Annotated in this window: 4 protein-coding genes; 1 reads left to right on the plus strand and 3 read right to left on the minus strand. The window is 59.9% G+C overall.

The features are described 5' to 3' along the window. Positions 1-269: 269 nt before the first annotated feature. A complete protein-coding gene (locus tag DD597_RS12265) occupies positions 270-1,154 on the plus strand; it encodes a hypothetical protein (protein ID WP_032634546.1) in 885 nt (294 codons plus the stop codon). A 33-nt stretch (positions 1,155-1,187) separates the two neighbouring features. On the opposite strand, the gene DD597_RS12270 is transcribed toward DD597_RS12265, so the two are convergent. The 3 genes from DD597_RS12270 to DD597_RS12280 form a co-directional block, all read right to left on the minus strand. Next, positions 1,188-2,363 carry an HlyD family type I secretion periplasmic adaptor subunit gene (locus DD597_RS12270; protein WP_022651165.1) on the minus strand — a complete coding sequence of 392 codons (1,176 nt, stop codon included), beginning with the start codon at positions 2,361-2,363 and terminating at the stop codon, positions 1,188-1,190. Next, positions 2,360-4,525, minus strand: a complete 2,166-nt coding sequence (locus DD597_RS12275) for a type I secretion system permease/ATPase (protein WP_129256229.1) — start codon at positions 4,523-4,525, stop codon at positions 2,360-2,362. Before DD597_RS12275 ends, DD597_RS12270 begins: the two co-directional genes overlap by 4 nt. Before the next feature lie 176 nt (positions 4,526-4,701). Next, positions 4,702-22,755 carry an Ig-like domain-containing protein gene (locus DD597_RS12280; RefSeq protein WP_129256230.1) on the minus strand — a complete coding sequence of 6,018 codons (18,054 nt, stop codon included), beginning with the start codon at positions 22,753-22,755 and terminating at the stop codon, positions 4,702-4,704. Positions 22,756-22,805: the final 50 nt, after the last annotated feature.

Raw genomic sequence — 22,805 nt, forward strand, 5'->3', positions numbered from 1 at the left:
TGCAAATAGTATTCCCATCTGTAATTAAAGCCAATACTCTTTGTCGCATTGAATAATTTTACCGCACCCTGTTTGGTTAATAAACCGTTATCAATGTTATGCACAGGAACATTTTTGCGTTAATCAACCGACTCATCCATATGCAGCATAAATATTACTTTCTTTTCATATAACGACAGTAAATATGCATTTCTCGAGGTATAATGAAAATTCCGAAAAAGAAGACCGGACACTTCATCTTATCGGCCCAGACAAAAAGAGAAAATGCTATGGATAATCACATCTCATCCAGGGCTTTGCTACATCGAAGGGATGTCATTAAAAACAACCCGCGATTTGGTGAAGCTATAACAGAACACTACAGAATTAATGATGCCATTTATAAAAAACAACCCTTGTTCTACAAAACGATGCTTCAGGAATCACGCTTCAACATAATACTGTCCATGTGTTGTTTTGTTTTTGGCAATCAGGCTGAGTCAGTTTCAGAGATTAAGGCGCTATGCACCCGTTATAATATCGCCAGCCCTAACAGTGTTATCGCGATCATTACCATACTTAAAACTACCGGGCGAATTAAGACCTGGCGCTGTAGTGAAGATCGCCGAAAAACAAAAATTGCGCCGACGGAAAAAGGACTCGATGAGCTTAAACGCTATATGTCCGGGGCGTTTACGCCTGTCAGCATTCTTTATCCGGCATTCAACATTAATGTTAACCTTCTGGACAATGACATTCTGAGGCACAACTTTTTCCGGCGCGCCGCAGAGTACCTTTTCCGCGGATTAACATTCAGGAAAGTGCTTCCGGAGGTGGGTTTATTTATTGATAAGGATGGTGGACGAATGATTATGCTCTATCTCTATTTGCAGGCCATTAAAAACAAAACAGCACACGGTGCCATAATAGCGTATTCAGCCAGCACGCTGGCAAAAGAATTTTTCGTCTCGCGTATTCACGTCAACCGCATTATCAAATCGGCGCAGGAGGCAGGTTATCTTAAAGATCGCGGCGATGGCCGGATGTCAATTTATCCGGCCTTTATCGAGCTTGTCGAAAATTATGCCGGATTATATTTTGCGTATGTCACACATTACATCAATGTGGTACCAAAAGAACGACGCCATGCTGTCAACATGACGCCTACACTCTGATCTGACGGGCGTTCGGTTTGCTGAACGCCTTTTTTACCGCTCGCGCAGCGCCTCTTTTGCCTTATTCAACGGTTTCAGCAGATAATCAATGACGGATTTACTGCCGGTTTTGATATCAACTGTGGCTATCATGCCCGGGAACACCGGGAACGCCTTGCCCTGCCTGTTGGTCAGATGGTTACTGTCTGTACGAATATAAACGCGATAATAATAAACATCCCGTTTCACCTCGTCCTGAAGGGTATCCGGGGAAATCATCGTCACCTCCCCTTCCAGCCCGCCGTAGATCGAGTAATCATAGGCGGTGATTTTCACCAGCGCTTTTTGCCCGGGATGGATAAACGCGACATCGCGCGGCGAGATTTTCGCTTCTATCACCATCTGGTCATCAAGGGGTACCAGGCTCATCAGTTTGCCGTTCGGCGGGATCACCCCGCCCACCGTCGTCACGTCAATATCCTTCACGATGCCACGCACCGGCGCATTAAACGTTAAGCGGGTGAGTGAATCTTCGCGTCCTTTCATGACCGAACGCTGCGCCTCTATTTCTGCGTTCGCTTTCGCCAGTTCTTCGCGGGCGCGAACGTAGTACTGGTTTTTCATCTCGGTGATTTTGCTCTCCAGCTCATTTTTTTGGCGTTCAAGGCGTAAGACTTCGACCTTACTGGCCGCCCCCTGCGTCACCAGCGGGCGCGTTAATGCCAGTTCACGCTGCACGAGATCCGCTCCCTGGCGTAAACCCGCCAGCCCTTTTTCAAGGCTTTCGCGACGTGACTGATAAAGCGCCGTTTCCTGTTTGACCAGCTCAACGTCGTCATCCAGCTCTGCCGGGAATGTCAGCCCGGTGTCGTTCACCTCAGCATTCAGACGCGCGGCCGTCGCCATCGCAGCGTTTAATCGAGACTCGCTCTCCAGCACGCTGGACTCGGTTTTCGTCCGGTCCAGTTGGGCAAGCTGTTGACCACGCTCGACGATGTCGCCTTCGCGCACCATCAGACTGTGAATAATCCCCCCTTCCAGGGACTGGATCACCTGCTCGTGGGAGGACGGGATCACCTTGCCACTGCCCGTAGTGACCTCATCCAGCTGGAACAGGCTGGCCCAGGTAATAAACACCACCAGCAGGGCAAACAGCGACCATGCCACCAGCGACGAACGCGGCAGGCGGGGCTCCTTCAGTCGGCTATTAAAGCGGGAGAAATCATTCATGCCACGCCCTCCGTTTTCAGTTTAACCGTACGCTGCGGCGCCTGCTGCGGGGCCATTCCGTGCTGGCGTAAAATGGCATCACGAGGGCCATCCATCACCACTTTGCCGTTTTCCAGGACGATGATGCGGTCAACCAGGTCCAGAATCGGCAGGCGATGCGTCGCCACCACCAGCGTCCGGCGCTTACCGAGCCACTGGTGCAGATGCTGGATAAACTGCTTCTCGCTGACCTCATCCAGCCAGGCGGTGGGTTCATCCAGCAGCAGAATATTCGGCGAGGTGATCAGCGCGCGCGCCAGCAGCAGCGCCTGACGTTGCCCGCCGGAAAGCCCCGTTCCGCCCTCGTTGATGATGGTGTTTAGCCCCATTTTCTGCTTGCGCACAAACTCCAGCGCGCCGCTGTTGACCAGCGCCTGATGGATTTCCTCGTCTGTCGCCAGCGGATTACCCATCAGGATGTTGTCGCGTACGGATCCGAAGAACAGCCGCGCCTGCTGGCTGAGCAACTGCATATCGCGGCGCACGTCGGCCGGGTCAAGATGATTGAGAGCAATATCGTCCAGCAAAATGCTGCCCTGCTGCGGCTCCTGCATTCCCGCGAGGAGGTGCAGCAAGGTGCTTTTCCCCGAACCATTCCGCCCGAGCACCGCCACGCGCTCCCCGGCGCGAATGCGTAGTTTGCTGATATTCAGCACGGTGAGCTTCTCTTCTTCGTCGTAATAAAACCCGACGTCGTCCAGCCGATAATCACCGCGCAGGTGGGCTTTATGCACCTTCTTTCCGTGCTGGGGATCGTCAATCGGGCGCTGCATCAGGTCATCCAGTCCCTTGCGGGCCACCTTTGCTGACTGCCAGCGGGAAAGCACGCCAGAAATTTGCGACAGCGGCGCAATGGTCCGGGACGCCAGAATCGAGGTGCCCACCAGCGCACCGGTGGTCATGTCACCGCTGATGACCAGGTAACACCCCACCAGCAGCACCACGGCGTAGACGATAGATTGCACCTCCTGGGTCCAGGTTAGCAGCAGCCCCGTCAGCCAGCGCTGCTTCATGCCGACGCTGGCGGCAACGTCATTGGTGTTATTCCACTGGTTCTGGAACCGCTGCTCAGCGCGCATCAGCTTGATGTCCTCAAGCCCCTGCACCGCTTCCACCAGCGTGGCGTTGCGAATCGCCGATTCACGCATCCCTTCGCTGGAGAGTTTCCCCAGCGGGCGCTGCACCAGCAGGCCAGGAATAAGCAACAGCGGCACGGCGAGCAGGACCACCAGCACCAGCGGACCACCAATCATCCACAGAATGAAGACGAACAGCAGGAAGAACGGCAGATCGGAGAGGGCCGCAATGGTCGTCGAGGTGATCAGCTCGCGCACCGACTCCAGCTCGCGGATCTGCGCGATAAACGATCCGGTTGATTTCGAGCGTGCGCCGTTTTTAATCCGCAGCGCGTGGGCAAAGACGCGTTCAGAGATGCGCAGATCGGCGCGCTTCCCCACCACGTCAGAAATGTGCACGCGCAGCATGCGCATGATGAATTCGAACACGATGGCAATCATCACGCCGCCAAACAGCACCCACAGCGTGGCTTCTGACTGCGACGGTACCACCCTGTCGTAGACCTGCATGGAGAAGACCATGCCGGAAAGCGCCAGCACGTTGGCGACCAGCGCCACCAGCATAATATCGCTGTAACGACGCCAGTCTTTCAGCGCCAGCTGCCAGAACCAGTTTTTCTCATAGGGTTTGATGTAATCATCCACGCGCGCATCCGGCGTGGACTCCAGGGGACGCAGCACCATCAGCCCCTTTAACCGCGAACCGAGATCGTCCCGCGTCAGCGTTGTCTCCAGGCCGCCGTCGCCGCTAAACTGCACGCTGACGTTCCCATCGTTGTCCATACGGTTGATGACCGCAATTTGCCCGCCGGTAAACTCCGCCAGCAGCGGTAAACGCCAGGGATCGAGCGATAGGGCTTCCGCCGCCACCCAACGCATCCCCAGCCCAAGCTGGCGCGCCATCTCCTCCAGCACCAGCTGGCGTGGCGACTGGCTTTCATGGTTAATCGTGACCCGAACATGCTCCGCCGAAAAATCCAGCCGATAATATTTCGCGATGATGAGCATGCCCTGCAACCAGGGTTCGTACTGTGGATGTGTCTTCATAATGCTACGTCCTGTTCAGGGCGATGATTTCGCACTGAAATGATACCTTTCCGGGATGATTAGAAATCGAACACTGTCTAAACGAGCCCGCAAAATAATCTTGTGAAATATAGGGTTATGGCTATTCGTGTAAAGAAACGCAAAAAGCCGCGAGGATCGCTCCCCGCGGCAGTGTTTTACGCAATTAACAGCTGGTGGTTCGCCAGCAGCGTCGCCAGATCTGTCTGCACCCCGTTCAGCGTCACCAGCGTGGTGGGCGAGAACTGACCGCCGGTGCCGTCCAGGTCAACCTGGATCTCGGTGTTGCTGCCGTTCTGCACCACGCGGATGTAGTCGGCGATGTTGCCCGCGCTGCTGTCCAGCGTCGCCACGCCGTTGACGTAGCTCGCCGAGCCGGTGCCGGTATAACCGCTGTCGGAAAGCAGGTCGCGCAGGTCGATACGGTCCGTATCCGCCGTCCCTTCCCAGGTGCCGACGGTAAAGCCGTTCACCACATCGCTGCCGTTGCCGCCCGTCGCGTCAGACGCGTTGATCAGCTTATAGAGCAACGTATCGTGACCGCCGCTGCCGATGTTGAAGGTGTCGTTCCCGCCCCGGCCTTCGAACTGGTTATCACCGCTGTTGCCGGTGATCACGTCGTCATAGTCGGAGCCGTTGATGCCTTCAATATTCACCAGTGTCGCGGTATCGAATCCGGTACTCTGCGCCGTAGAGCGTCCTAAATCGACGGTGACGCCGGAAGTGGCGTTGCGATAATCCACGACATCCATGCCGCCCGTACTGCTCCACGTGTCGTGTTCAGAGGTCGTCGTCCAGCCACCGGAACCGTTGTAGGTATACGTCCCTGCTTCAGCGATAAAGGTATCGTTGTAGCCGGTTCCTGTCAGGGTGCCCTGGTGACCGCCCGTAGCAGCTTCAGCCGTCAGGGCGTAACTTTCTTTACCGTCTCCTGCCGTCAGCCCGTCCCAGGTTACGTTACTCGAAACACCGTTAACGGCACGAACCAGCACCGCGTGATACGTCTCGCTGGGATCCAGGCCGTAAAAACTGATGAGCGACGAGGAATCGTTAATGCCAATCCCGGACTGGGCATTGATGATTTCACTGGCGACCAGCTGGCCTGCCGCGTTGTACAGCTGGACAGTGTTGCCAAAGAAGGCGTTAATCCCTTCGCTGTCGACAATCTTCAGATGCAAGGCCGTACCTGGTGCGACCGTATTGGTATTCCGCTCCAGTAAAACCGTACCGTTTTGACGGAAAATGAGCAGATCCTGTGCGCCATCCCAGTCGTAATCAAGCAGAGCCGCGCCGGATACCTGAGTTGACGTAGCGGTACTGAATTTCGAAGCAGTAAAGCTTGCAGTACCTGCCAGTCCATCATTGGTGTAAAGATAAGACTGCCCGCTATTCGCCAGCTTGATGATGTCCATGTGACCGTCGAGGTTCCAGTCCACCGCCACGCTGACGTTACCCACAAACTTATCCGTGGTCGCCGTTCCAACCGCGGTGCCGGCCAGAAGGTTGCCGCTACCGTCGTTCAGCATTAACACCCCGCCCTGACTGGTTCCGCTGGAGGTACGGGACATGCTCATATACAGGTCCATGTAACCATCACCGTTAAAGTCGGCCCAGGTCATACTCACGGCATTGGACGCTGCGGCGGAACCATAGCCGCTGTACATGGTATTGGTGAAGTTTTGCCCCCACGTAAATGAGCCATTGCCCTGGTTAAACATGGTCGACAGGGCATAGTTGTTGCCCCCGTTGGTCGTATGCTGGGCAATATCCACTTTCCCGTCGTTGTTCAAATCCACACCGGACGTTTCAATCAGACTGTTGTAGTTACCTACCGTTGATCCCGATACGAAACTGGAGTACGTACCGGACTTCGAACTGCCCGTCAGCGTGCCGTTGTTATTGAGCATGACGGTGCTGGAATCAGGCCCGCCAGCATCCCCGATGACAAAGTCAGTGTAACCATCGCCCTTGATGTCAATGGCGACCACCGCGCCATACCACACCGCAGCCCCCATATTGGTCAGCGTACTGGAAGTGTATGTACCGTCTCCATTGTTAATCAGCTGCACCATGTACGAGTAACTTGTCCCTTCCGCCAGCACGTCAGCCAGCCCGTCGCGGTTGATATCCGCGTAAGTACCGGTTGTGTAACTCCCCGTCATTGAGAAATTGCCTGAAACGGTGTAAGCGTTACGGCTACTGGTATTGGCGGATGCGAATTGCTGGTTGGCCATAATCGTCCACAGCCCATCCGAATCCAGCATATAGCTGGCAGAATAGGAGTAGTTCGCGGCGGTAAATGACCAGGCCGGCGTCAATGATTCTTCACTCCCTACAATCAGGCTACCGGTGGTCAACCCAGCGGTATTACCGTTGCCGGCGCTGCTTTTCACCTGTGCCGTAACATCATAATTCTTCACGCTCAGCGCATCGCCGTCAGGGAGCTGCAAATACCATGTGTTGTTCTCCGGATCGACCACGACCGCACCGCCAGTCTCTGAGGTGTAGGTTTTATCGTTCACGGTGATAACCACGTACTCGCCGTTGGTCAGTCCCGCCGATACAAGTCCACTCAGAATCGGGGTGCTATCTGTCGTCGTCTGAGGGTTAATGGTCACGGTGGTGGTCGGGATGCTCGTATCCACTTTCAGCACGAAATCATCTGAGTCGGTGAAGTTACCTGCCAGATCGGTAACACGCAGCATATAGACGTGATTACCGTCATTCAGACCACTGTCCTGGAAATACCAGCTGGCGGCGCCGTTCATCGTCACCTGTCCCAGCAGCACACCGTCACGATACAGTTGCACGATCTCGCCATTGTCCGGCGCACGGTTAAGCGTCCCGTTAATCACTGGAGAGTTGTCATCTGTTGCCACCGAAGCGCCGAAGCTGCCCTGACGTTCGCCTTCCCCGTCGGTATAGCTGACCACCGTTCCCACCGTATCAGGCGGCGTGGTATCAACCGTTACTACCTGCGAAGTGGTTGAGCCGACGTTGCCCGCCTGGTCGATGATCCGCACCTGGTAGTTGTAATCCCCGTCCGCCAGATCGCGGGTGTCCGTATAGCTCCAGCGCTGGTTAGTGACGGTAGCGTCAATCCAGGTATTGCCGCCGTCGAGGCTAATCTGTACGCGCTCGTCGCTGGCCAGCGCGCTGCCCAACGAACCGTTGATTGTCAGCGAGGTGTCCATGGTGATGAAATCACTTCCGGACTGCCCGGTATCTTCGCTGATGCTGTCAATGGTGATGCCGTACTGCGGCGCCTGGGTATCCACCGTCACGTCCTGCGTGGTGGTGGCCCCGACGTTGCCCGCCTGATCGACAACCCGCACCTGATAGCGGTAGTCGCCGTCGGCCAGGGTGCGCGCGTCGGTATAGCGCCACTGGGTACCGCTTACCGTGGCGTAAACCCAGGTGGTGCCGCCATCCATGCTCACCTGCACATACTCACCCGCCCCGAGTTCGGCCCCGAGCGTCCCGTTGAGCGTGTACGAGGTCGAACTGGTCAGGAAGTCATTGTTATCGAAACCGGTATCGACGGTGATGTTATCCACGGTCACCGTAATCGCCGCATCCGGCGCGACCGTATCGACCGTCACCTGCTGATGAGCGCTGGCACCCACGTTGCCCGCCGCATCCACTACGCGAACGTAGTAGTCATAGGTCTGGTTACCCAGCGTGCGGCCGTCCACGTAGTACCAACTGTTGCCGGTGACGATCACGTTCTGCCAGGTGACGCCGCCGTCGATGCTGATCTGGGCATATTCGCCGTCGGCCAGCGTCGCGCCGAGTGAGCCGTGCAGGGTCAGGGACGTGTCGCGAGTGATAAAGTCGCTGCTGCTCAGGCCGGTATCGTCGCTGATGCTGTCGATAGCGATCGTTTTGCTGGCGTCCGGCGCGACGGTATCAATGGTCACCACCTGGCTGGTGGTGGCGCTGATATTCCCCGCCTCGTCAATCACGCGCAGCTGGTAGTTGTAATCCCCGTCGGTCAGCGTACGGCCATCAATATACGTCCAGCTCAGGCCGCTAACGCTCACGTCAGTCCAGGTCGCGCCACCGTCCAGGCTGATCTGGGCGTGGTCGCCGCTGCCCAGGGCCGCGCCGAGCGTACCTTTCAGGCTGATCTGGTTGTCGCTGGTAATGAAGTCGCTGTCGGACAGGCCGGTATCCTGCGAGACGGAATCCACGGTAATGGTCGCCGCCGCAGGCTTCGTCAGATCGATTACCACGTCCTGGCTGTCCGTTGCCCCAACGTTGCCCGCGTTATCAATCACGCGTACCTGGTACTGATACGTACCGTCCGTCAGGGTGCGGCCATCAGTGTAGCGCCAGGTGGTGCCGGTGACGGTCAGGTCGATCCAGGTGACGCCGCCGTCAAGGCTGATCTGCGCCTTCTCGTTATTGCCGAGCTGCGCGGTCAGGGAACCATTCACCACCACCTGGCTGTCGTTGGTGATGAAGTCATTCGCGCTGAGGCCGGTATCGTTTTGCAGGGAATCAATGCTGATCCCCATCGACGGTGCGGTGAGATCCACGGTTACGGTGTGGTTATCGCTGACGCTGTTGCCGATGGCGTTGCTCACCTGCGCGTTAATCACGCACGAACCGCCGTCCGCCAGCGCGGTCACGTCTGCGCTGCCGACCGTATAGCTCCAGGTGCCGTCATTTTGAACGGTAGCCGTGTAGGTTTTACCGTTAAGCGTAATTGTCACCGTCTGGCCCGCTGGCGCATCGGTGGTGCCGCTGATAACCAGTGGCGTGCCATGTTCGGCGGCATTTACGATATCGTCCTGCGCAAAGGTGTTAATGGCGATGGTCGGCACGTCGCCGTTAAGCGTCACGTCGTGCGTTGCGCTGCCCGGGTTACCTGCCTTATCGCTCACCGTAGCCGTAATGGTGTAATCCCCGTCGCTCAGGCCAAGGAAATCACGCCCCGGCACGAAGACCGACCAGGAGCCGTTCGCCGCCACGGTCGCCTGATAGCTGTGGCCGTTGAAGGAGACGGTCACCGTCTGGCCCTGTTCCGCGGTGGTGGTCCCGCTGATGGTCTGCCCCGCCAGCTGCTCGGCGTTGTTGACGATATCGTCATCGGCCACGGTGCTAATGGTGACGGCTGGCGCGATGGTATCGACCGTTAAGGTATGCGTCGTCTGGCCGCTGTTACCGGCTTTATCGTTGACCGAAGCGGTGACCGTCAGCGCGCCCTGGCTCAGGGCGGCCAGGTCGGCTGCCGGCACGTCGAGCGTCCAAGTGCCGTCGCTGCCGACAAGCGCAGTGTAGGTTTTTCCTCCCAGCGTCACGGTAACGGTCTGACCCGCCTCCGCGCTGGAAGATCCGTGCACGGTCAGCGGCTGCTGCGCTTCCGCCGCATTCAGCACATCGTCGCCCGACAACGTGTTCACGCTAATCACCGGCGCGGTGGTGTCCACGCTGATGGTGTGCGTCGCCGAGGCGCTGTTCCCGGCGCTGTCCTGCGCCGAAACAGAAACCTGGTAGCTCGCGCCGTCGGCCAGGGTGCCCACGTCGGCGGCCGGTACGGTGGTTGTCCAGGAGCTATCGCTCTGGATAGTGGCCGTATAGCTCTTACCATTCAGGGTGATAGTGACCTGCGTACCGCTGGCGAACTGCGCGCTGGAGCCGTTGATGACCAGCGACGCGCCCGCTTCTGCCGCATTGATCACGTCATCACCGCTGAGGGTGTTGACGGTCAGCGCGACCGATGCGGTATTTACCACCACGTCGTGGGTCTGGGTGCTGCTGTTACCCGCACTGTCGGTGATAGTCGCGCTAAGGGTCACGGTGCCGTCGGTCAGCGCGGAAATCACGCTGGCCGGAACGCCCACGCTCCATTTGCCGCTGGCGTCAACGGTGGTGGTGTACTGGTTCGAACCGATGGTGATGACCACCTTATCGCCGACGCTGGCGCCGGTTGCGGTGCCGCTGACGATCTGCGCCTGCCCGTGCTCCACGCTGTTGAAGACGTCATCGCCCGCCACAACGTTAAAGCTGACGGTCGGCGGCGTGGTATCAAGCGTAATCGCTTTCCCCGCGCTGCCCGGATTACCCGCGGCGTCACTCACGCTGGCCTGCACGGTGTAACCGTTATCCGCCAGTGCGGAAAGGTCTGTGCCCGGCACGTTCACGCTCCAGACGCCGCCCTGCTGAACCTGTGCGGTGTAGCTGTTTCCGCCCAGCGTCACGGTGACCGTCTGACCGACTTCAGCCGTGGTGGTGCCGGAAATGGCCACGCCCGCAGCCGCTTCGCTGCCGTTGATCACGTTGTCGCCGGCTACCGTATCAATGGTCACGGTTGGCGCAGTCGCGTCCACGCTGTATTCGCGGCCCGCCGAGGCGCTGTTGCCGTGCGCGTTGGTGACGCTCACCTGCACGCTGGCGTCACCGTCCTTCAGGCCCGCGAGATCGGCGGAAGGCACGGTGGCCGTCCAGTTACCGTCAGCATCCACCTTCGCGGTGTACGTCTTGCCGCCGAAGGTAACGGTAACGGTCTGGTTTTCCTCAACGTTCGAGGTGCTGCCGGAGAGCACCAGATCCACGCCTTTCTCCGCCGCGTTAATCACGTCGTCGGTGGCAATCGCATCAATGCTGATAGCCACCGCCGCCAGATCGACGGTCACGTCATGGCTGATGGAGACCGGGTTGCCCGCCGTGCTCTGGCCCGCTACGGTGACGGTCATCGTGCCTGCGGCCAGAGCGCCCACGTCTGCCGCCGGGATCGCCGCGGTCCAGGAGCCGTCTGCCAGTACCGACGCGGCATAGGTCTTGCCATTCACGGTCACGGTGAGCGTTGTGCCTGCCGCCAGCCCGTCACTGGTGCCGGAGACGATCAGGTTTTGACCATGCTCAATGCTGTTGATCACGTCATCGCCCGCCACGGTATTCACGCGCAGCCCCGGCAGGCTGGCGTCGATGGTGACATCGCGCTCGCCCGTTCCCATGTTGCCGTGGCCGTTGGTCACAGTCGCAGACACCGTCAGGTCGCCGTTGCCCAGCGCCGTCAGGACGGATTCCGGCACGTTCACGGACCAGGTCAGATCGCTCTGCACTGTCGCGGTGTACGTGTTGCCGCCAATGGTCACGGTGACGGTATTGCCCGCCTCCGCGTTCGCTACCTTGCCGCTGAGGGTCTGACCCGCGGCCACTTCCGCCGCGTTGATGACGTTATCGCCCGCAATGGTGTTGATGGTGACGGTTGGCAACGCGGTATCTACCAGCAGGTTCGCGGTGTTGCTCACGCTGTTGCCCACGCCGTTGGTGGCCGTCGCGTTCAGGGTGTAACTGGCCTGACCGAGACCGGTCAGATCCGCAGCCGGAACCGTCAGGCTCCAGGTGCCGTCTGCCGCAGTTGTCGCCGTGTAGTTTTTACCGTTCAGGGTCACGGTGACCAGGGTGCCTTCCGCCAGGTTGGCGCTGGTGCCGCTGACGCTCAGATCCTGGCCTTTTTCAACGGCGTTCAGGACGTTGTCATCGCTGATGGCGTTGAAGCTGACCGATGGCAGACCGGTATCGACGGTCACATTATGCGTGCCGCTGCCGGTATTGCCCGCCGCGTCGGTGACTGACACAGAGACGGTCGCGGTGCCGTCGCTGAGGCCTGAAATCACATTCGCCGGAACGCCCACGCTCCAGTTACCCGCCGCGTCCAGCACGGTGGTATAAGTCTGGCCGCCGATCGTGACGGTGACCTTATCGCCCGCCGCCGCGCCGGTGGCGGAGCCGCTGATAATCTGCGCCTGATTGTGTTCAGCCACGTTAATCACGTCGTCGCCTGCCACGGTGTGGATGGTCACTGCCGGAACGGTGACGTCCACCGTAAGGTTGTGGTCCGCCGACGCCGGGTTACCCGCCTTGTCGCTCACGCTCGCGGTCACGGTGACGCTGCCGTCGCTTAATCCTGCCAGATCCGCCGCCGGAACGTTCAGCGTCCAGCTGCCGTTCGCGCTGACGGTTGTGGTGTAATCTTTGCCGTTCAGCGATACGGTCACCGTCTGGCCCGCTTCGGCGGTGCTGGTGCCGGAGATTGCCAGGTCGGACTGCGCTTCTGAGGCGTTGAGGATATCGTCGGTGGCAATGGTGTTGATGGTCACGGACGGCGCGGTAGCATCCACGCTGTACTCACGGCCCGCCGAGGCGCTGTTGCCGTTCACATTGGTGACGCTCACCTGTACGCTGGCGTCACCATCCTTCAGGCCAGCCAGATCCGCTGACGGCACGGTGTAAGTCCAGTTGCCGCTGTCGTCCACGGTGGTGGTGTAGATCCTGCCGTTCAGACTAATGGTCACGGTCTGCCCGGCTTCCACGTTGGTGGTCACACCGGACAGCACCAGATCCGCGCCCTTCTCCGCCGCGTTAATCACGTCGTCGGTGGCAAGCGCATTGATGCTGATGGCAACGGTAGCCAGATCAACGGTCACGTCGTGGCTGATGGTGATCGGATTACCCGCCGCGCTGTCACCGGTAACGCTGATTTTCACGGTGCCTTCCGGCCACGCGCTCACGTCGGTGGACGGGATCGCAGCGCGCCAGGTGCCGTCTGCCAGCACCGTTGCCGCGTAATCTTTACCGTTGACGGTAACCGTCAGCGCCGTGCCCGGCGCCAGCCCGTCGCTGGTGCCTGAAACAATCAGGTTCTGCGCGTGCTCGATGGTGTTGACCACGTCGTCACCCGCCACGGTATCGACGCGCAGCCCCGGCAGGTTAGCGTCGATAGCGATCTCGCGTTCGCCGGTGCCGGTGTTGCCGTGGCCGTTGGTGACGGTCGCGGTTACGCTCAGGCTGCCGTTGCCGAGTGCGGTCAGCACGTCAGACGGCACGTTGACGGACCAGGACAGATTATTCTGCACCGTTGCGGTGTAGCTTTGGCCGCCGATAGCGACGGTCACGGTGTTGCCCGCTTCGGCATTCGCCACGGTGCCGCTCAGGGTCTGACCCGCGGCCACTTCCGCCGCGTTGATGACGTTGTCGCCCGCCACGGTGTTGATGGTGACGGTTGGCAGCGCGGTGTCGACAAGCAGGTTCGCAGAATTGCTCACGCTGTTGCCCACGCCGTTGGTGGCCGTCGCGTTCAGGGTGTAACTGGCCTGACCGAGACCGGTCAGATCCGCAGCCGGAACCGTCAGGCTCCAGGTGCCGTCTGCCGCAGTTGTCGCCGTGTAGTTTTTACCGTTCAGGGTAACGGTGACCACGGTGCCTTCCGCAAGGTTGGCGCTGGTGCCGCTGACGCTCAGATCCTGGCCTTTTTCAACGGCGTTCAGGACGTTGTCATCGCTGATGGCGTTGAAGCTGACCGATGGCAGACCGGTATCGACGGTCACATTATGCGTGCCGCTGCCGGTATTGCCCGCCGCGTCGGTGACTGACACAGAGACGGTCACGGTTCCGTCGCTGAGGCCTGAAATCACATTCGCCGGAACGCCCACGCTCCAGTTACCCGCCGCGTCCAACACGGTGGTATAAGTCTGGCCGCCGATCGTGACGGTGACCTTATCGCCCGCCGCCGCGCCGGTGGCGGAGCCGCTGATAATCTGCGCCTGATTGTGTTCAGCCACGTTAATCACGTCGTCGCCTGCCACGGTGTGGATGGTCACTGCCGGAACGGTGACGTCCACCGTCAGGTTGTGGTCCGCCGACGCCGGGTTACCCGCCTTGTCGCTGACGCTCGCGGTTACGGTGACGCTGCCGTCGCTTAATCCTGCAAGGTCAGCTGCCGGCACGTTCAGCGTCCAGCTGCCGTTCGCGCTGACGGTTGTGGTGTAATCTTTGCCGTTCAGCGATACGGTCACCGTCTGGCCTGCTTCGGCTGTGCTGGTGCCGGAGATTGCAAGGTCGGACTGTGCTTCTGAGGCGTTGAGGATATCGTCGGTGGCAATCGTGTTGATGGTCACGGACGGCGCGGTAGCATCCACGCTGTACTCGCGGCCCGCAGACGCGCTGTTGCCGTTCACGTTGGTGACGCTTACCTGCACGCTGGCGTCACCGTCCTTCAGGCCAGCCAGATCCGCAGACGGCACCGTGGCGGTCCATTTACCCTCAGCGTCCACCGTGGCAGTGTAGCTTTTGCCGCCGAAGGTGATGGTGACGGTTTGATTTTCCTCTACATTCGCGGTGGTGCCGGAGAGCACCAGATCCGCACCCCTCTCGGCGGCGTTGATCACGTCATCGGAAGCGATGGCGTCAATGCTGATCGCGACATTTGCCAGATCCACCGTCACATCATGGTTGATAGCCACCGGATTGCCCGCGCTGCTCTGGCCTTCAACGTTCACGGTGACCGTGCCTGCGGCAAGGGCACTCACGTCCGCAGAAGGGATCGCCGCGCTCCAGGTGCCGTCTGCCAGCACCGTGGCTGCATAGGTTTTACCGTTTACGGTGACGGTCAGCGCTGTGCCCGCCGTCAGGCCGTCGCTTGAACCCGTGATAATCAGATTCTGCCCGTGTTCGATGCTGTTAATCACGTCATCGCCCGCTACGGTGTCCACGCGCAGGCCCGGCAGATTCGCGTCGATAGTGATATCGCGCTCTCCGCTGCCGCTGTTGCCCACGCCGTTCGTGACGCTGGCGGTCACGGTCAGATCGCCATTGCCCAGCGCGGTGAGCACAGATTCCGGTACGCTGACGGACCAGGTCAGATCGCTCTGCACCGTTGCGGTGTAGTTATGGCCGCCAACAGACACAGTCACGGTGTTGCCCGCTTCGGCATTCACCACTGTGCCGCTAATGGTCTGGCCGGTTGCCAGCTCCGCCGCGTTGATCACGTCGTCGCCCGCCACGGTGTTAATGATGACGCCAGGCAGCACGGATTCCACGTTCACGGTGTGCGAGGTGCTGGTGCTGTTGCCGACGCTGTCCGTTGCGGAGGCCGACACGGTGTAAAGCGCTTCACCCAGTTGCCCCACCTCGCTCGCCGGAACGGTTGTGGTCCATTGGCCATTGGTATCCACCGTGGCGCTGTACGCTTTGCCGTTGAGCATCACGGTGACCACCGCGCCCACGGCCAGCCCGGAAGCCGTACCTGTGATGGTCAGATCCTGCGTTTTCTCACTGCTGTTGATCACATCGTCGCCGGACACGGTGTCAATGGTCAGCACCGGCGCAGTGAGGTTGACTTCAACCTCGTGCGTTGTGCTGTTGCTGTTTCCGGCTTTATCGGTCAGCGCCGCGGTGATGGTGTGATCCCCGGCGGTCAGGGCACTCACGTCCGCCGCAGGCACGCCCACGCTCCACCTGCCGGAAGCGTCCAAGGTCGCCGTGTAATCTTTGTTATTGATGGTGACGGTCACCACGTCGCCCGCCGCCGCACCGGTCACGGAACCAGTGACAATCAGCGCCTGCGCATGCTCGGCGCTGTTGATCACGTCGTCGTCGGAAACGGTGTTAATGGTCAGCTGTGGCACCGTGGTATCCACCAGCACATCGCGGTCCGCCAAGGCCGGGTTACCCGCCTTATCCGCGACGACTGCCGTGATGGTGTAACTGCCGTCGATAATCGCGCCGATATCCGCAGACGGTACGGTGACGCTCCAGCTGCCGTTCGCCTGTACGGTGGTGGTGTAGTCCAGGCCGTTCAGCGTCACGGTGACGGTCTGGCCCGCTTCGGCGTTGGAGACACCGTTAACGACCAGATCCTGCTGCGCTTCGGCCGCGTTGATGATGTTGTTGTCGCTGACGATCTCGATGGACACCGTCGGCGCGGTGGCGTCCACGCTGTACTCGCGGCCCGCCGAGGCGCTGTTGCCGTTCACGTTGGTGACGCTGACCTGCACGCTGGCGTCGCCGTCTTTCAGGCTACCTAAATCGGCAGACGGTACGGTCGCCGTCCAGTGGCCGCTGGCATCCACCGTCGCGCTATAGGTCTTACCGCCGAAAGTGATGGTAACGGTCTGGTTTTTTTCCACGTTGGTGGTGGCACCCGACAGCACCAGATCTGCGCCTTTTTCTGCCGCATTGATTACGTCGTCGGTAGCGATAGCGTCAATGCTGATAGCAACCGTCGCCAGGTCGATCTTCACGTCGTGGCTGATAGAAACCGGGTTGCCCGCTGCGCTCTGGCCTTCAACGGTCATGGTGACGGTGCCTTCGCTCAGCGCGCCGACGTCTGCTGCCGGAACGGCGGCCGTCCAGGTACCGTCTGCCAGTACGGTGGCCGCGTAGGTTTTACCGTTAACGGTCACCGTCAATGCTGAACCCGCTGCCAGACCGTCGCTGGAGCCGGTGATAATAAGGTTTTGTCCGTGTTCGATGCTGTTGATCACGTCGTCACCCGCCACCTTATCGACCCGCAGGCCAGGCAGGTTGGCATCAATCGTGATGTCGCGCTCGCCGGAGCCGGTATTACCGTGGCCGTTAGTGACGCTGGCGGATACGGTCAGGTCGCCGTTGCCGATGGCGGTTAACACGTCAGACGCGACGTTAACCGACCAGCTTAAATCGTCCTGCACGGTTGTCGTGTAGGTATTGCCACCCACCGAAATTGTGACAGTGTCACCACTCGCAGCACCGCTCACTTTCCCGCTCAGGGTTTGTCCGGAAGCCACTTCCGCCGCGTTAATCACGTCGTCGGTGGCAACCGCATTAATGGTGACCTGCGGCAGCGCGCTGTCGACCAGCACGCTATGGCTGGTGTTCGCACTATTACCCGCAGTATCGGTCACGCTGGCCGTCACGCTATAGCTCGCTTCGCCCAATGCCGAGACGTTTGCCGCCGGAACGGTGACGCTCCAGTTACCGCTGGCATCGGTGGTGGCGGCGTAACTGATACCGTTCAGGGTTACGGTGATGCGGGTCCCGTCCGGCTGGTTGCTGGTACCGGAGATCAACAGGTCCTGGCCTTTCTCGGTCGCGTTGATCACGTCGTCAACCGCCAGGGTATTGATGGCAATCACCGGCGCGGTCAGGGAGACGTCAAACGCGTGCGTCGCGCTGGTGCTGTTGCCCGCTTTATCGGTGACCGTGGCGGAGATCGTCTGATCGCCGTTAGCCAGCGCGCCCACGTCTGCCGCCGGAACGCCCACGCTCCAGCTTCCGGCACCGTCCAGCATCGCTGTGTAGTCTTTGCCGTTCAGGGTCATGGTAATCACATCGCCCGCCTGCGCGCCCGTCACCTTGCCGGTGACAATCAGCGCCTGGCCGTGCTCGGCAATATTAACAATGTCGTCGCCCGCCACAATGTTGAAGGTAATCTGCGGCACGGTAGTGTCGACCAGCACGGACGCCCCCGCGCTGGCCGGGTTGCCCGCTTTATCGGAAACGGTCACCGTGACCGCCGCGCTGCCGTCGGCGATCCCCGCCAGATCCGCCGCCGGTACGTCCAGCGTCCAGCTGCCGTTTGCCTGCACCTGGGCGGTGTACTGATTGCCGTTGAAGGTCACGGTGACCGTCTGGCCTGCTTCGGCAGTAGACGTCCCGCTCAGGGTCAGATCCTGCGCCGCCTCTGCCGCATTCAGCATGTTGTCGCCGCTGATGGTGTTGATGGTGACCGCTGGCGCGGCGGTATCGACGCTGAATGCCTGCGAGGAAGAGGCCGCGTTGCCGTTCACGTTGGTTACGCTGACCTGTACGCTGGCGTCGCCGTCCTTCAGGCCGCTCAGATCGGCAGCCGGTACGGTGCAGGTCCAGTCGCCGTTGGCATCGACCATCGTGGTCCAGGTTTTACCCGCAAAGATAATGGTAACGGTCTGGCCCGCTTCAACGTTCGAGGAGGAGCCGGACAGCACCAGATCCTGGCCTTTTTCTGCCGCGTTCAGCACGTTGTCGTCCGTCACGCTGTTAATGCTTATCGCCACCGGGGCGAGATCGACATCCACCACGGTGCCGATGTTCACCGGGTTGCCGGAGGTATCCTGCGCGCTGGCGCTGATGGTGAGCGACCCGTCCGCCCACCGGGAGACGTCTGCGGCCGGAACCGCAGCCTGCCAGGTGCCGTCCGCCTGTACCGATGCGGAATAACTCTTGCCGTTGATGGTCACGGTGACGGTGCTACCCGCCGCCAGGTCGGTGCTGGTGCCGGAGATAACCAGGTTCTGCGCGTGTTCAATAACGTTAATGACGTCGTCACCGGCGACGGTATCAATGCGCAGGCCGGGCAGCTGGGCGTCAATGGTGACATCCAGGGAAGACGATCCGGTATTACCGTGCGCGTTCGTCACGCTGGCCGAGACGGTCAGGTCGCCGTTGCCGAGCGCGGTTAACTGACTCTGGGTTAACGGCAGGCTCCAGGTGAGATCGTCCTGTACTGTAGCCGTGTATGTCTGCCCGCCGAGGATAATCGTGACGGTATCGCCCGATGCCGCGTTAGAAACCTTTCCGGTCAGGGTTTGCCCTGCGGTCACTTCCGCCGCGTTGACGATATTGTCGCCCGCGAAGTTGTTGAGGGTAACAACCGGCAGCGAGCTGTCCACCAGCACATCGTGCGTGGCAGCGGCGCTATTGCCCACATTATCGGTGACGCTCGCCGTTACGGTGTAATTGGCTTCACCCAGCGCGCTCACCGCAGAGGCGGGTACGGTAACGCTCCAGTTGCCGCTGGCGTCGGTGGTGGCGGTGTAGTTGATACCGTTCAGATTAACAGTGATGGTGGTTCCTTCCGGCTGGTTGCTGGTACCGGAAAGCAGCAGATCTTCGCCCTTCTCTGCCGCATTGATCACGTCATCCGCTGCCAGCGTGTTAATACCGATAACGGGCGTCACAGTATTGACCACCACATCCACTGAACTGCTGCCGGTGTTACCGGACCGATCGGTCACGGAGACGTTAATGGTCCAGGTGCCGTCCGTCAGCCCCTGAATGACGGACGCAGGCAGGCCGAGACTCCAGTTTCCTGCCGCATCCACCACGGTGGTGTAGTCTACGTTATTGATGGTGATGGTGACCAAATCGCCCGCCGCCGCGCCGGTGACGGAGCCGCTCAGGATCTGCGCCTGAGCATGGGCCAGCTGGTTAACGGTGTTGGTGTCGGTGACGAAATCGTTGATGGTCACCTGCGGCACGGTGGCATCCACCAGCCCAACGCGATCCGCGCTGCTGCTGTTGCCCGCCACGTCAGTGACGGTGGCCGTCACGGTGACATTGCCATCGGTCAGCGCGCCTACGTCGGCGGCAGGCACGTTCAGCTGCCAGCGACCGTCCGCCTGTACCGTGGTCTGGTAAGATTTACCGTTCAGCGTCACGGTGACCGTCTGGCCCGTTTCAGCGGTTGTGCTGCCGCTGAGCACCAGATCCTGCTGCGCTTCTGCCGCATTAATGATGTTGTCGTCGGTCAGGTTATCAAGCGTAATGGCTGGCGGCTGCGTATCGACGATCACCACGCGTGAGGCGTCCGCGCTGTTGCCGTTGACGTTAGTCACGCTGACGCTCACCTGCGCACGCCCGTCGATCAGCGTTTCCATCGCGCTCGCCGGAACGGTCAGGTGCCAGGAGCCGTCCTGCTGCACCTGTGCGGTAAAGGTTTGATCCGCGAATTTCACCACTACGGTCTGCCCGGCCTCCACGCCCTGCGTCTGACCAGAAAGCGTGACATCCGCGCCTTTTTCCGCCGCGTTGAGCATATCGTCAGTGGTTACGGTATCGATGGTGACAGCCACCGCATTCAGGTCAAGCTCGATCGGGTGTTCAGCCGCCACGGTGTTGCCCCAGGCATCTTCCGCGCTGACGCTGACGGTCATGCCTCCCGCCGTCCATGCCTGAAGGTCCGCCGCCGGCACGCCAATCTGCCAGCTGCCGCTGGCGTTAACCGTGGTGACGTATTCGACATTATTGATGGTAACGGTGATCTGTGTGCCTTCGGCCAGATGAGTGCTGGAGCCGGTGACGGCCAGATCCTGCTGCTGCTCGATGGCGTTAATCACGTCATCGCCAGAGATCGTGTTCACGCGCAGGCCCGGCAGTTCGGCGTTGATGTTGATATCACGTTCGCCGGTGCCGGTATTGCCGTGCGCATTGGTGACAGAGGCGCTGAAGGTTAAATCGCCGTCGCCAAACGCCTGGAGGTCGGCCGATGGGATCGTCACGCTCCATTTCAGGTCGCTGCCAACCGTCGCGGTGTAGCTCTTGCCGCCCACGGTGACAGAGACGGTATCGCCCGCCGCCGCGCCGGTGACGCGTCCGCTGAGGGTTTGGTCAACCGCTGCTTCGGCGTTATTGACCAGGTTATCCCCGGCAAAGGTGTTGACGATCACCTGCGGCAGCACGGTGTCTACCAGCAGATTCGCCTCGGCGGAGCCGCTGTTACCCACGCTGTCGGTGCCGCTGACGCTGACGGTGTAAAGGGTATTCGCCAGATCCAGCACGTCGGAGACCGGCACCTGAACGGACCAGCGACCGTTCTCAACGGTGGTCTGATAGTTAACGTTGTTCAGCGTCACGGTGACAGCGCTGCCGTTCGGCAGATTACTGGTCCCGCTCAGGCTCAGGGGCTGCATGGCCTCCTGCGCATTCAGGACGTTATCCTGGCTGATGGGATCAAGGGTAAATTCCGGCGGGTTGCCGCTCAGCGTAATGCCGTGCGTCGCGCTGCCGGTGTTGCCCGCCGCATCGGTCACGGCAACCGAAATGCTGTGGCTACCTTCCCCCAGCGCGCCAATGACGGAGGCAGGCACGCCGACGCTCCAGGTGCCGTCCGCCTGGACGACACCGGTAAAGGTCTTGCCGCCAACGGTCACGGTGACAACGTCGCCCTCCGCCGCGCCGTTCGCCTGGCCGGAAATAATCTGCGCCTGCCCCTGCTCGCTGGTGTTCAGAATGTCGTCGCCCGCGACGGTGTTGATAGTGACCACTGGCGCTGCGGTATCGACCGTGAAATCGGCGGTGATGGAGGACCCATTACCCGCTTTGTCGCTGACGTTTACCGTCAGGGTGTGCTCGCCGTTAGCCAGCGTCTGTACTTCACTGGCCGGAAGCGTAACGAACCAGCTGCCGTCGCTGCCCACGGTCGCCGTGTGATTTTTGCCGTTCAGCGTGACCGTCACAATCTGGCCCGCTTCCGCATCGGTTTTCCCCGTCAGCGTCAGCGGCTGATTATGTTCAGCCGCGTTGATGATGTTGTCCTGGGCGATCGTGTCGACAGAGATCACTGGCGAGGCGGTATCCACGCCAATCGTCTGGCTGCCGGACACGGTGTTGCCCGCCGCGTCTTTTCCGCTGACGTTGACCGTCCAGGTACCATCGCCCAGCGCCTGTGCGTCGGCAGCAGGCACCTTCACGCTCCATGCGCCGTTTGCTCCCACTTCTGCGGTATAGGTTTTACCGTTGAGCGTGACGGTAAGCGCCGTTCCCTGCGCCAGGTTTTTGCTGGTGCCGGACAGGGTAAAGCCCGCGGACTGTTCGCTGGCGTTGATCACGTTATCACCCGCCGTGGTGGCGAGCGTCACGCTGGTATCCGCTGTAGAAACGGTTACGGTAATACTGCCCGCAGAGGTCGTTTTACTGCCGTCGATCTGTACGACGGACCAGGTATGTTCCCCGTCCGCCTGGGTCGGGAGTGTTACCGTCCAGGTGCCGTCCTTCGCGACCATGGTGCTGGCGATGGTGCTGCCGCTGCCGTCTTTAACCTGAATGGTCGCGCCCGGCTGCCCGGTACCGCTGAAGGTGGGGGTGTTATCATCCGTGACCTCTTTTGCACTCAGCACGCCCTGCTTGTCACCCGCGTTGTCCGCCAGCAAAAATGTCGGCGTAGCGCTTTCGACTTCTTTTGTATTATCAATAACCCTGGTTTTGGTTTCGCCATCGCCGCCGTGAGCCAGCAGTGCGCCGATCGCACCGCCCCCTAACGCCGCACCGGCAATCCAGCCCCACGGCGCATCGCTTAATACGCTTCCCTGCTCCAGGAAAGGTTCAATGCTGCTAATGGGTGCAGCCTGGGCGGTTAATTCGGTGGCGGCAACGCCTGATGCTTCCCCGGCATCGGCAAATGAAATATGCGTCAACGCCTGGTTATCGTTAAATACCAGTTCGGAATGATTATGGGTTTCCGTGTCTTCGACAAAATAATTATTGCAGCGGATCACGCTGCCATCTTTCATATAAATGAGGAGGTCATTCCCCTGGCGGACATAACGCACCACGTCCTGAGCAGAACCCTGAATTTCAATCACGCTCGGTGAGGAAATAGAAACCGAGAGATTCCCTTCACCGGTTAATTTCGTCTTCTCTGCCGTTTTGCGAATGATGACATCAACAACTTTTGCGGTACTCATATTCTTCTCCTTGCAGGTGCGCGTATTCCTGTGGATATGTCCACCAGAGG

The organism is Enterobacter cloacae complex sp. 677-3DZ2D5B (genome assembly GCF_004136695.1).
GTDB classification, from domain to species: Bacteria; Pseudomonadota; Gammaproteobacteria; order Enterobacterales; family Enterobacteriaceae; genus Enterobacter; species Enterobacter hormaechei_C.